This is a genomic window from Nocardia asteroides (genome assembly GCF_021183625.1).
Classification (GTDB): domain Bacteria; phylum Actinomycetota; class Actinomycetes; order Mycobacteriales; family Mycobacteriaceae; genus Nocardia; species Nocardia asteroides_A.
Genome location: NZ_CP089214.1, coordinates 5,809,133 through 5,821,700 on the forward strand (window position 1 = coordinate 5,809,133; position 12,568 = coordinate 5,821,700).

Here is a 12,568-nt window from a genome sequence, read left to right on the forward strand (position 1 = left end):
CAGGGTTCACGAGCGCGGAGTGAGCCGGTGCCTAGGGGCTGGGCACCGGTACCGCGTTTCGCCCCGACCACGGCGCGACCGCCCCGGACGGTTCACCGCGAACCGGAATTCGCTCCGAGACCGGCGTGTCGTCGGCGTGTCCCCGAAAAGCAGCGGCCCGGCCACCTCTCATCGGTAGCCGGGCCGTGCGCGAATCGGTCAGTCGCCCTTCGCCTCCGCGATGGCGGTGAAGACGGTGGGGTCGACCAGGGTGCTGGTGTCGCCCAGCTCCCTGCCCTCCGCGACGTCGCGCAGCAGCCTGCGCATGATCTTCCCGCTGCGGGTCTTGGGCAGCTCCGGCACGATGTGGATCTCCCGCGGCCGGGCGATCGGGCTGATCTCCCTCGACACGTGTTTGCCGAGCTCGGCGGTGAGCGCGGCCCCGGTGTTCTCGGTGGTCGCCCGCAGGATGACGAAGGCAACGATGGCCTGCCCGGTCGTCGCGTCGCTCGCGCCGACCACCGCGGCCTCGGCCACCCCGGAGTGCCCGACCAGCGCGGATTCCACCTCCGCGGTGGAGATCCGGTGTCCGGAGACGTTCATGACGTCGTCCACCCGGCCGAGCACCCAGAGGTCGCCGTCCGGGTCGAGCCGGGCGCCGTCGCCCGCGAAGTACCAGCCCCGATCGGCGTACCTGGCCCAGTAGGTCTCCCGGAAGCGCTCGTCGTCGCCCCACACCCCGCGCAGCATGGACGGCCAGGGCTGATCCAGCACCAGGTAGCCGTTGGCCTCGGTCTCGCCGAGCAGCACCGGGTTGCCCTCCTCGTCCACCACCCGCGCCGAGATCCCCGGCAGCGGGGTCATGGCCGCGCCCGGCTTGGCCGCGGTGACCCCGGGCAGCGGGGAGATCATGATGGCGCCGGTCTCGGTCTGCCACCAGGTGTCCACGATCGGGGTCCTGCCGTGCCCGAGCACCTCCCGGTACCAGCGCCACGCCTCGGGGTTGATCGGCTCGCCCACGCTGCCGAGCACGCGCAGCGAACTCAGGTCGTGCGCGTCCGGAATCTGCCTGCCCCACTTCATGAAGGTGCGGATCAGGGTCGGTGCGGTGTAGTAGATGGAGACGCCGTAGCGGTCGATGATGTCGAAGTGCCGGTGCTCGTCCGGGGAGTTCGGGGTGCCCTCGTAGACCACCTGGGTGGCGCCGTTGGCCAGCGGCCCGTACACGATGTAGGTGTGCCCGGTGACCCAGCCGATGTCGGCGGTGCACCAGTAGACGTCGCGCTCCCGGTCGAGGTCGAAGACGTAGTGGTGGGTGTAGGCGGCCTGGGTGAGGTAGCCGCCGCTGGTGTGCAGGATGCCCTTCGGCTTCCCGGTGGTGCCGGAGGTGTAGAGGATGAAGAGCGGGTGCTCGCTGTCGAAGGACTCCGGGGTGTGCTCGGCGGGCGCCTGCCCGACGGTCTCGTGCCACCACTGGTCGCGGTCCGCGGTCATCGGGGTCTCCTGGCCGGTGCGGCGCACCACCAGCACGTGCTCCACGGTGTGCCCTGGCGCCGAGAGCGCCTCGTCCACCGCGGGTTTCAGCCCGGCCGGGGCGCCGCGGCGGAACTGGCCGTCGGTGGTCACCACCAGCCTGGCCGCGGCGTCGTCCACCCGGGAGCGCAGCGCGGCGGGGGAGAAGCCGGCGAAGACCACGGAGTGGGTGAGGCCGAGGCGGGCGCAGGCCAGCATGGTGATGATCGCCTCCGGGACCATCGGCATGTAGATCGCCACCCGGTCGCCGGGCACCAGCCCCAGGGCGTTCAGGTGGTTCGCCGCGCGGGAGACCTCGGTGCGGAGGTCGGCGTAGGTGAGGTCGCGGGTGTCACCGGGTTCGCCGACGAAGTGGATCGCGACCTTGTCGCCCCTGCCCTCGTGGACGTGGCGGTCCACGCAGTTGTAGGCGACGTTCAGGCGGCCGCCGGTGAACCACCGGGCGAAGGGGGCGTTCGACCAGTCGAGGACGTCGGTCCACTTCTGCTCCCAGTGCAGCCGGTCGGCCTGCTCGGCCCAGAACGCGAGCCGATCCGCCCGCGCGCGTTCGGCCAGTTCGGGGCCCGCGTTCGCGGTGGCGGCGAACTCCGCCGTCGGCGCGTAGGTGGTGGGCAGCTCGGGTGCGCTGGTCACGAGGGTTTCCTTTCTAACGCCGCAAGCGGCTTCGTCGGTGGGGCGGGCGCGGGGATCGGCCGCTTCCGGCCGCTCGCCGCCGCCAAACGGCTTCGTTCGGCGCGGTGGGCAGGCCGCCTCGCCGTGCTGGAACGGGGCCGCGGGCCGGTGCTCGGGCGCGCCGAAACACGCGCCGCGCGAGAATGTCTCGCGCGGCGCGTGCCAGGGATCAGTGCGAGATCGCCTTCTCGGCGCCGACGCCGGTGAGCGACCGCACCTCCATCTCGGTCGCCTTGGCCGGATCCTCGTCGTCCTTGCCGAGGAAGGTGCCGACGATGCCGAGCACGAAGGCGAGCGGAATCGAGACGATGCCGGGGTTCGACAGCGGGAACCAGTCGAAGTCGGCGTCCGGCAGCATGGCCGTCGCGCTGCCGGAGACGGCGGGGGAGAAGACGATCAGCACGATCGTCGAGATCAGCCCGCCGTACATGCTGGCCAGCGCGCCGGTGGTGTTGAAGCGCCGCCAGAACAGCGAGTACAGGATGGTCGGCAGGTTCGCCGCCGCCGCGACCGCGAAGGCCAGCGCCACCAGGAAGGCGATGTTCTGCCCGTTGGCCAGGATGCCGAGCCCGATCGCGAGCACGCCGATCACCACCGCGGTGATCCGCGAGACCCGGACCTGCTTGCGCTCGTCCACCTCGCCCTTCTTGATGACGCTCGCGTAGATGTCGTGCGCGAACGAGGCCGACGCGGTGATGGTGAGCCCGGCGACCACCGCGAGGATGGTCGCGAAGGCGACCGCGGAGATGACGCCGAGCAGCACGACGCCGCCGAGTTCGAAGGCGAGCAGCGGGGCCGCCGAGTTCTGCCCGCCCGCGGCGGCCAGGATCTTGTCCGGGCCGACGATGGCCGCGGCGCCGTACCCGAGCACCAGGGTGAACAGGTAGAAGGCGCCGATCAGGGCGATGGCCCAGACCACCGAGCGCCGCGCCTCCTTGGCGGTGGGCACCGTGTAGAAGCGCATCAGCACGTGCGGCAGCCCGGCGGTGCCGAGGACCAGCGCCAGCCCGAGCGAGACGAAGTTCAGCTTGGACGTCTCGCTGCCGCCGTACTGCGCGCCCGGCGCGAGCACGTCGCGCGCGGCGACCTTCTCGTTCGCCGACCCGCTGACCGCCTGCTGCGCGCTGCCGAGGATCTCGGAGAGGTTGAAGCCGAACTTGGCGAAGACCATGACCGTCATCAGCGCGGCGCCGGTGATCAGCAGCACCGCCTTGATGATCTGCACCCACGTGGTGCCCTTCATGCCGCCGACCAGCACGTAGACGATCATCAGGAGGCCGACCACCGCGATCACGATGGACTGCCCGGTGCGATCGGAGATGTCGAGCAGCAGCGCGACCAGCCCACCGGCGCCCGCCATCTGGGCGAGCAGGTAGAACAGCGAGACGGCGAGCGTGGTGAGCGCCGCCGCGGTGCGCACCGGCCCCTGCTTCAGCCGGAAGCTGAGCACGTCGGCCATGGTGAACTTGCCGGTGTTGCGCAGCATCTCGGCGACGAGCAGCAGCGCGACCAGCCAGGCCACCAGGAAGCCGATGGAGTACAGGAAGCCGTCGTAGCCGTAGACCGCGATGGCGCCCGCGATGCCGAGGAACGACGCCGCGGAGAGGTAGTCGCCCGCGATGGCGATGCCGTTCTGCGGGCCGGAGAAGCCGCGGCCGCCGGTGAAGTAGTCGGCGGCGGTGGCGTTGTTGCGGCTGGCCCGGATCACCACCACCATCGTCACCGCGACGAAGACCGCGAAGATGGCGATATTCGCGACGGGGTTGCCGACGGTGTTCGAGGCGGCCAGCAGGGTAGCGGTGCTCACGCCCTTTCTCCTTCCAGCTCCGCGCGGATGGCGGCCGCGCGCGGGTCGAGTTCGCGGTTGGCGAACCGCACGTACAGCCCGGTGATCAGGAAGGTGGTGACGAACTGGGCGAGGCCGAGCAGCAGCCCGACGTTGATATTGCCCACCACCGTCGTCGCCATGAAGTCGTGCGCGTAGGCGCCGAGCAGCACGTAGGCGAGGTACCAGATCAGGAAGAGCGCGGAGACGGGGAACACGAAGCGCCGCAGGCGGCTTCGCAGCTCCTGGAACTGGGGGCTGGAGTGCGCCGCGGCGAACTCGGCCGGGGTCGGCGGCTGTACGCCGCCGAGGTCGGTACTGGTCATCCGGGGGGAGTCCTGTCGTGTGACGTGGCTGACAGCGGATGACCGTATCTCCGGTGCGGGGGTGTCCGGGGCGTGTGGCCCAGATCACTCCGTGAAGGGGTGGGATCGTGCGGTGAGCGGTCGGCGGCGCGCGGCGAGCGGTCAGCCTCCGGCGGGGTCGCCGGGCTCTTTTCCGACGGTTCGGCCGGAGCGCCCGCCGGGCTCGCGGTCGGGGGCGGGGGCGTCCTCCGGCCCGCCGGGCACCTGCCCCGCGCCCATGCCGTGCTCCCGGTCCGCGCCCATGCCGAGCTTCTCCGGCGCGTGCATCCGGACGAAGATCCGCCCGACGGTGCGCGGGTCCTGCCCGCGGGTCGCCAGGCTCACCAGCACCATGGCGGCGAAGGCGATCGGCACGCTGATCGCCGCGGGGTAGCCGAGGATATCCGCGGGCCAGCCGCCCGCCCACTCGGCGTCGACGCCACCGGTCACCGAGACCACCGTGGCCGCACCGGCCGTGAGCCCGCCCGCGCTCAGCCCGGCCGCCGCCCCGGCCGCGGTCAGCCCGCGCCACCAGATGCCGAGCACCAGCAGCGGGCAGAGCGTCGAGGCCGCCACCGAGAAGGCCAGCGCCACCGTCCGGGAGAGGTCGAGCGAGACGACGGTGAGCGAGAGCAGCAGCGGCACCACCCCGGCCACCACCGCCGCGAACCGGAAGTCGCGGACCCGCCCGCGCAGCACGTCGGTGCCGAGCACGCCCGCGATCCCCACCAGCAGCCCGGACGACGTCGAGAGGAACGCCGCGATCGCCCCCGCCGCCGCCAGCGCCGCGAGCAGCTGCCCGGGCAGCCCGCTCAGCACCGCGCCGGGCAGCAGCACCACCGCCGCGTCCGAGGTGCCGGTGATCAGCAGCTGCGGCACGTACAGCCGGGCGAAGACCCCGAGCAGCACCGGGAACAGGTAGAAGACGCCGAGCAGCCCGATCACCGCGAGCGCGGTGCTGCGCGCCGCCCGCCCGTCCGGGTTGGTGTAGAAGCGAACCAGCACGTGCGGCAGCCCCATCGTGCCGAGGAAGGTCGCGATGATCAGCGAATACACCTGGTACGCCGGGTGCGTGCCGCCGAACCCGCCGCCCGGCCGCAGCCAGCCCGCACCGTCCGCGGGCGCGCCTGCCACCACCGGGACCGCGCTGCCCGGCTCCAGCACCAGGTCGGTGCCGGCACCGAGTTCGTGGTCACCGGGGGTGAGTTCGACCGGGCCGTCCACCGCGGCGCCGTCCAGCGTGCCGCGCACCGTGGCCGCGGTCACCCCGGCCACCTGCACCACCACGTCGGTGCTGATGTCGACCGTGGTGCGCTCGGCGAGCACCGGCGGCGCGGGCGAGCCGAGCGGCCGCTCCTCCGCGAGGAAGTGCCCGGCCAGCACCAGCGCGGGCAGCGCGACCGCGGTGAGCTTGAGCCAGTACTGGAAGGCCTGCACCAGCGTGGCCGAGCGCATGCCGCCGCCCGCCACGTTGCCGATCACGATCACCCCGACCGCGACCGCGCCCACCCACCCCGGCCAGCCGAGCAGGATCCGCAGGGTGAGCCCGGCGCCCTGGAACTGCGGGATCAGGTACACCGCGCAGATCAGCACCACCACCACCGCGGCCAGCCTGCGCAGCCGCGCCGAGCCGAGCCGGAACTCCGCGAAGTCCGGCACCGTGTAGGCGCCGGAGCGGCGCAGCGGCGCGGCCACGAAGAGCAGCAGCCCCAGGTACCCCGCGGTGAACCCGACCGGGTACCAGAGCGCGTCCGCGCCGTACTTGGCGATCAGCCCGGCGACGCCGAGAAACGAGGCGGCGGAGAGGTACTCGCCGGAGATGGCGGCCGCGTTCCAGCGCGGGCCGACGCTGCGGCTCGCGACCAGGAAGTCGGAGGTGGTGCGCGCCAGCCGCACCCCGTACACCCCCAGCGCTACCGTGACCAGTGCCGCGAGCAGCAGCGCGGCCACCGTGAGCAGCGGGGCGGTGCCCGGCACCTCAGTCCCCGGCCAGTTCCAGGAAGTCCTGCTCGTTCCGCTCGGCCAGCCGCCGGTACAGCCGGCCGGCCCCGTAGAGCAGCGGATACGCCACCGCGCCGAGCAGCAGCCAGGGCAGCCGCACCCCGAACACGGTGAGCGTGGCCGGGGCGCCCGCCGCGAAGAGCATCGGCAGCGCGCCGAGCGCGAGCGCGACGACCAGCCCGATGCGAAGCGCCAGCCCGAGCTGCGCCCGGATCAGCCCGTTGATCAGCACCGCACCGATCTCGGTCTGCTCGGCGACCTCGCTGCGGGTGCGCACCCGGCGGGCGCCGCGCCGCTCGGCGAGCACCACCCGCTGCCGGGCGGCGGGCCGCGGCGGTCCCACCGGGTGGCGCGGCGGCTCGGGCCGGGGCCGCGGGTTCTCCGGGCCGGTCACCGGCCGGTCCAGTTCTGCCGCGGACCGTGCACGAGGCGGTTCTTGAGTTCGCGCAGCTGCCTGCGGCTGACCGGCAGCTCCACCGCGGCCGCCGCGCCCTCGGCGCGCAGGCAGACCAGCGTGGCCCCGCTCGCGGTGCGCAGCCCGGTCACCAGCCGCAGCGCGATCAGGTAGGAGCGGTGCACGCGCAGGAAACCGGCGTCCCGCCAGCGGGTCTCGAGGGCGGAGAGCGGAATCCGGACCAGGTGCGAGCCCGCGCTGGTGTGCAGCCTGGCGTAGTCGCCGTCGGCCTCGACCCAGTTCACGCTGCTCCGGTGCACCAGCGTGGTCACCCCGCCCAGCTCCACCGGGATCACCTCGGCCGGGTCGGCGCGCTGCGCGGCGGCCCGGGGAGCGGCGGCCGAGCGGGCTGTGGTGATCCGGCGCACCGCCTCCGCCAGCCGCTCGGTGCGCAGCGGTTTGAGCAGGTAGTCCACGGCGCCGAGGTCGAAGGCGGCGACCGCGCGGTCGTCGTGCGCCGTCACGAAGACCACCGCGGGCGGGTGCGCGAACTCGCGCAGGATGCCCGCCAGCTCCATCCCGTCCAGCCCCGGCATGTTGATGTCGAGGAAGACCGCGTCCACCGGGTGCTGCCGCAGCAGCCGCAGCGCCGCCGTCGACTCCCTGGCCGCGTGGATCTCGCCCACCTCCGGCTGCGCCCGCAGCAGGTAGACCAGCTCGTCCAGAGCCGGTTTCTCGTCATCGACGGCGAGCACGCGCAGGGCGGCGCCGGGTGGGGTGGTGGCGGTCACAGCGGTCCCATCGTAGAAGGCGACGGGTCGGAACCGCCCGGTACTCCCGGCATCAGGCCCGCACGCCCGGCCGGAACTTCGGCACCCGCAGGCTCACCTTCGTTCCCGCGCCCGGCGCGGTCTCCACGATCAGCCCGTAGTCGTTGCCGAAGGCCGCGCGCAGCCGGTCGTCCACGTTGGCCAGCCCGACGTGCGCCGACTCGCCGGTGGTGACGGCGTCCAGCTCGCCGGAGCGGAGCAGCTCCGGGTCCATCCCGGCGCCGTCGTCCTCTACGCTGATCAGGCACTCGGTGCCCGCGTCGGCCGCCACGATGCTCACCGTCCCGCCGTGCCCGGCCCCGGCCAGGCCGTGCCGCACCGCGTTCTCCACCAGCGGCTGCAGCGCGAGGAACGGCAGCACCACGCCGAGCACCTCCGGCGCCACCCGCAACCGCACCTGCAGCGCGTCCCCGAACCGGGCCCGCTCCAGCGCCAGGTAGCGCTCGATATTGCGCAACTCGTCGGCGAGCACGGTGAACTCGCCCGCCGCCCGGAACGAGTAGCGGGTGAAATCGGCGAACTCCAGGATCAGCTCGCGCGCCCGATCCGGGTCGGTGCGCACGAACGAGGCGATGGTGTTCAGCGCGTTATAGATGAAGTGCGGGCTGATCTGCGCGCGCAGCGCCCGCACCTCGGCCCGGTCCAGCCGGGCCCGCGAGGCGTCCAGCTCCGCCAGCTGCAACTGGCCGCAGGCGTACCGCGCCACCTCCGCCAGCGCGCCGAGCATCCCCGGCCCCGGCGGCTCCTCGGTGACCACCCCGAGCACCCCGGTGACCTCGTTGTCCGGCAGCAGCATCGGCTGCGCCACCAGCGTCCGCCCCGCCTGCTCGCCCGGCCCCGCCACCAGCACCGCCCGCCCGCCCGCCGCCGCCCGCGCCGCCGCCTCCCCGAACGTCGCCCCGAGCGCCGCGTGCGGGCCGTCCCACGCCAGCACCGTTCCCCCCGGGTCCGCCACCCCCAGCGCCGCGCCACCGGTCAGCGCCCGCAGGTGCGGCGCCGCCTCGGCCGCCGACTCCTCGGTCAGGCCACGGCGCAGCGGGACCGCGGCCAGCGCCGCGGTGTGCAGGGCGGAGTGCACCGCGCGCTCGGCGGGGGTGGTGACCACGCGGCGGGTTCGCGGCCACAGCAGCAGGGCGCCGGCAAGGAGGGCCGCCGCCACCACGATCGCCACCGCGGTGGGGTTCATCGGGTGGGTTCCATGGGGTCGATTATGCGGGTGGGCTTGGGCGCACACTGTTCGGTGACGCCCAGGGACACTCCGAAGGACTTGCGCCGCACCTGGAGACCTGTGCGCCGTTTCCGCTTCCTGCCGTCCCAGGGCCGAGCAGTGAGCCCGGTTTACTCCGACCCCGCCCGGGGCAATCTTTGGCAGCCCCTCCCGCCGACCCGAGAAGGACCCATGAGATCAGCCAGACCCGTGCTCGCTGTACTGGCCACCGCCGTGCTCGCGACGGCCGCGCTGGTCGTGTTCGCCACCCCCGCCGTGGCCAACCCCGCCACCACCGGCGGCCCGTTCACCCCGGTGGTCTCGCTCACCGACGGCCCGTGCGTGGCCTACGTGGACACCGCGGTCACCGGGGACGCCTACCCGGAGCATGCCGCCTTCACCGTGGCGGCGACGCTGGTCGGCGTCGGCCCCTGCTCGCTGCCGGTCACGCTGACCTGGCGCAATGTCGATACCGGGGAGACCGGGGTGGTGACGAAGACGGCCAGGGGGCCGGGGTACTGGAGCACCAGCGGGCGGGACGCGCTGTTCCACGCCGGGATCGGCCGCTTCGACGGCACCGTGACGATCGGCCCCGCGCACCTGCCGGAGCCGGGCACCGTCGACTTCACCGTCACCCGCTACCAGGGCTGACCGAGCCGGACCGCCGGGCACGCCGAATTTCCGTCGGCGGACGGTGCCGGATTCGAGCCCCGGCATCGCCCGCCGCTCGAAATCGGGATGCGCCCGGCCCCGCTGCGGCGCTACCGCCCGCGGGTGATCGATTACTTCGGGGAGGCGGTCGCGCGACCTACGACCGGAATGTGGCGGAGCAGTTCGCGCCGGAACCGGTGACGTCGACCGTCGACGTGCTGGCCGAATTGGTCGGCGAGGGTGGGCTTTGGAACTCGGAATCGGGACGGGGCGGATCGCGCTGCCGCTGGCCGCGCGCGGAGTTCCGGTGCACGGCATCGAACTCTCCACCGCCATGGCCGCCCGGCTGCGGACGAAACCGGGGCGGCGCCGAGATCGGCGTCACCATCGGGGATTTCGCGACCACCAGGGTGGGCGGCGACTTCACCCTCGCCTACCTGGTCTTCAACACCATCATGAACCTGACCACGCAGGACGCCCAGGTCGCCAGCTTCCGCACCGTCGCCGAGCAGCTCGCGCCCGGCGGCTGCTTCGTCGTCTGCCACTACCTCGACATCGCGGGCGGCACGCACCGCAGCATCCCGTTCCGCTACGTCTGGCCCGCCGAACTCGACCTCATGGCGCGGCTGGCCGGGCTCGAGCTCCGGCACCGCTGGGCGGACTGGGAGCGGCGGCCGTTCACCGCGGAGAGTGGGCAGCACGTCTCGGTCTGGGCGAAGGCCGGCTCAGGACAGGGCCCGGGCCGGTAGCGGCTCGGTCCGCGCCGACTACTCGGCGGGCAGGCCGCGTCGCTCGTTCCGGCTCAGTTCTGGCAGACCGGGTAGACGGCCGCGGGGTGGCAGTGCGCGGGGCAGGCGAGCAGGTAGACCATGTTGCCGAGCAGGAATCCGTCGTCGAGGGCGATGGCCTCGGCCGCCTGGGCGGTGTCGTTCCGGAAACCGCCGAAGTCGTAGTTCTCCGCGACCTGGCCGAGGAACACCAGCTCTGCGCCGCAGGGGCAGCGCAGGTGCTCGGCGCCCTGGAACCAGTGCGGGGAGCCGCCGACCTTGAAGTCCTGCAGCGGGCCCTCGTAGCCCGGGGTGTCGTCGTCGTCCACCGCGCGCTCCAGCGTCAGCCGGTGCGGGCGCAGGTGCGGGTCGAGCTCGGCGACCTCGGTGGCGTTGCGCTGCAGCAGGATTCGCCAGTGCGCGTGGTCGTTGGCCGGTGGGTGGTCCCAGAACTCGGGCGGTAGCTGTCCGGTGGCCTGGAAGCAGGCGTCGCTCTCGACGGGGCACTGGAAGGCCAGCAACTGGTCGCCGGCGAAGTGCGCGACGTCGGCGGGGACCAGGAGCTGGAAGTAGAGCGCCATCCGGGCGCCGCACGGGCACACCGGCCACGGCTGCCCGGCGTCGAGAACGGGCCACCCGCCGACGGTGTCGCGATCGCCCGCGGCGGCGGGGTCGCCACCCGCTCGGATGAGGTAGGTGTGCGCGTCCACCGTCTGCTTCCCCTCCGCTGTCAGTGTCCGGCCTCGGTCTCCCTGCCGAACGATGCCATGGCGTCGAGCGCGGCGCTCAGCTCGGCGAGCGCCGGCGCCATCGCGTGAACCTCCACCCGCCCGGGGAGCGCTCAGTTGTCGAGGGTCAGCACGACCAGCGGAATCGGCCGGGAGACCTTGGACTGGAAGTCCGCGAGCAGCGGGTTGTTCGCCAGGACCCAGCTGGCGAACTCGTCGTACTCCGCGCCCTCGAGCACCCGGCCGGTCGCGCGGTGGGTCTGGTCCCGGTGCTCGACGGTGACTTGCGAATTCGCCCTGATGTTGTGCCACCAGGCGGGGTACTTGTCCTCGATGAACGAGCTGACGTACAGGGTGTCGCCGCGGTAGAGGGGGCCGAGCGGGGTCGTGTGCGGCTTGCCGCTCCTGGCGCCGGTGGTGGTGAGCAGGATGAGGTCCCCGCCCGCGTAGGCGCCACCCACCCTGCCGGAGTTCTCCCTGAACTCGGTGATCACGTCGTCGTTCCAGCCGGTGATGCCGCCCTCCTGATCCCACGCCTGGTTCCACGGCGCGTTCGGGTCGTCGTAGTCGGTGATGTCGGCCGGATCCGTGTCGTTCATGATTCGAGTATCTCGGGCGGTTAGGACAGCTAGCGTCCTAACTGGGAACGGCGCGCACGGTCGTTCCCTCTAGCACGAGGGTATGACAGACTCGAAAGTATGTTCGAGTGGAGCCGTCGATGAGCGCTCGCGACCGGCTGGACCCGGAGCGCCTCGCCGCGATGTCGAAGGCCGAGCGGGTGGCCGCGCTGCGCGACGTCATCGACCGGGTCCCCGGCCCCGCGCTCGCGCGCACCCCGGTGCTCGCGGTGCCCACGGCGCTCGGGCCGATCTTTCCGGACGGCGGGCTGACGAAGGGGTCGACGGTGACCTACGCCGGGACCAGCACGGTGCTGCTCGGGTTGCTGGCCGCCGTCACGGCGGAGGGGTCGTGGGCCGCGCTGGTCGGCGGCGGGCGGCGCGGGCTGCTCGCCTTCCACGAGATGGGCGGTGACCTGGAGCGGCTTGCCGTCATCCGGGACCCAGGGCAGGACCCGCTCGGCGTGGTGGCGGCGCTGACCGACGGGATCGACCTGATCGTGCTGGATCACCGGGTCGGCGTCCCGCCCGCCCGGGCCCGCACTCTGGAGGGGCGGGTGCGCGGTCAGAAGGCGGTGCTGCTGGTCGCGGGGCAGGACTGGCCGCACCCGGACCTGCGGATTCGCAGCCACCTGGCCGGGGCGCACGGCCTCGGCGCCGGGCGCGGGCGGCTGCGGGGGCTGGAGGTGGAGGTGGCGACCCAGGACCGGACGGGCCGGGTGCGTGCGGTGACCGCGGTGCTGGACGGGGTGGGCGGGCGCACCGGCTGGACCGCCGCGGAGGAGGGGCGCGACGCCGCGGCGGCGGCTCCCCCGATCGGTGATCAACGGACCGGGTGAGCGGTGTGTCGCCGCCGGCGCCGCCCGGGTCCGGGAGCGCCTCTGCCGGGAATTCGCTGGTACCGATGGGTGCGGCGCCGCCAGGCCGGAGAAGCGGCGGATCGCGACGCGCCCGAGCGACTTTCCGAGGCTTCGCCGATCCGAACTTCGGGCCTAAACTCGACCGTCTCGGGGCCGGAAA

At 73.1% G+C, this 12,568-nt stretch carries 12 protein-coding genes; 3 read left to right on the forward strand and 9 right to left on the reverse strand.

Going from position 1 to position 12,568, the window contains the following annotated elements:
- Positions 1–198 precede the first annotated feature (198 nt).
- From acs to LTT61_RS26830, 7 genes are all read right to left on the reverse strand, one after another.
- Entirely contained in the window at positions 199–2,145 is a 1,947-nt protein-coding gene (acs, locus tag LTT61_RS26800) for an acetate--CoA ligase (protein ID WP_233016782.1), read from the reverse strand.
- A 208-nt stretch (positions 2,146–2,353) separates the two neighbouring features.
- The gene (locus LTT61_RS26805) at positions 2,354–3,991 is read right to left on the reverse strand and encodes a cation acetate symporter (RefSeq protein WP_233016783.1); all 1,638 of its coding nucleotides are present in this window, start codon (positions 3,989–3,991) and stop codon (positions 2,354–2,356) included.
- Positions 3,988–4,335, reverse strand: coding sequence for a DUF485 domain-containing protein (locus LTT61_RS26810; RefSeq protein ID WP_233016784.1), 348 nt, complete (start codon positions 4,333–4,335; stop codon positions 3,988–3,990). Before LTT61_RS26810 ends, LTT61_RS26805 begins: the two co-directional genes overlap by 4 nt.
- A 141-nt stretch (positions 4,336–4,476) precedes the next feature.
- Complete coding sequence (locus LTT61_RS26815) at positions 4,477–6,330, reverse strand: cation acetate symporter (RefSeq protein ID WP_233016785.1); 1,854 nt, start codon at positions 6,328–6,330, stop codon at positions 4,477–4,479.
- A 1-nt stretch (position 6,331) separates the two neighbouring features.
- Positions 6,332–6,664: a hypothetical protein gene (locus LTT61_RS26820; protein ID WP_233021218.1), complete on the reverse strand. Its 333-nt coding sequence runs from the start codon at positions 6,662–6,664 to the stop codon at positions 6,332–6,334.
- A gap of 80 nt (positions 6,665–6,744) precedes the next feature.
- On the reverse strand, positions 6,745–7,539 hold the full coding sequence (locus LTT61_RS26825) for a LytR/AlgR family response regulator transcription factor (protein WP_233016786.1): 795 nt from the start codon (positions 7,537–7,539) through the stop codon (positions 6,745–6,747).
- A 52-nt stretch (positions 7,540–7,591) separates the two neighbouring features.
- Positions 7,592–8,764 carry a sensor histidine kinase gene (locus tag LTT61_RS26830; protein ID WP_233016787.1) on the reverse strand — a complete coding sequence of 391 codons (1,173 nt, stop codon included), beginning with the start codon at positions 8,762–8,764 and terminating at the stop codon, positions 7,592–7,594.
- Positions 8,765–8,977: 213 nt separating this feature from the next.
- Between LTT61_RS26830 and LTT61_RS26835 the strand changes: the two genes are divergently transcribed.
- Both LTT61_RS26835 and LTT61_RS26840 read left to right on the forward strand, forming a co-directional pair.
- Positions 8,978–9,436 carry a hypothetical protein gene (locus LTT61_RS26835; RefSeq protein ID WP_233016788.1) on the forward strand — a complete coding sequence of 153 codons (459 nt, stop codon included), beginning with the start codon at positions 8,978–8,980 and terminating at the stop codon, positions 9,434–9,436.
- 170 nt (positions 9,437–9,606) lie between these two features.
- On the forward strand, positions 9,607–10,185 hold the full coding sequence (locus LTT61_RS26840; protein WP_233016789.1) for a hypothetical protein: 579 nt from the start codon (positions 9,607–9,609) through the stop codon (positions 10,183–10,185).
- A gap of 53 nt (positions 10,186–10,238) precedes the next feature.
- Here LTT61_RS26840 and LTT61_RS26845 read toward each other — a convergent pair whose 3' ends face one another.
- A complete protein-coding gene (locus LTT61_RS26845; protein WP_233016790.1) occupies positions 10,239–10,913 on the reverse strand; it encodes a hypothetical protein in 675 nt (224 codons plus the stop codon).
- 131 nt (positions 10,914–11,044) lie between these two features.
- On the reverse strand, positions 11,045–11,530 hold the full coding sequence (locus tag LTT61_RS26850) for a nitroreductase/quinone reductase family protein (RefSeq protein WP_233016791.1): 486 nt from the start codon (positions 11,528–11,530) through the stop codon (positions 11,045–11,047).
- A 119-nt stretch (positions 11,531–11,649) separates the two neighbouring features.
- Between LTT61_RS26850 and LTT61_RS26855 the strand changes: the two genes are divergently transcribed.
- Positions 11,650–12,387: a hypothetical protein gene (locus LTT61_RS26855; protein WP_233016792.1), complete on the forward strand. Its 738-nt coding sequence runs from the start codon at positions 11,650–11,652 to the stop codon at positions 12,385–12,387.
- Positions 12,388–12,568 lie beyond the last annotated feature (181 nt).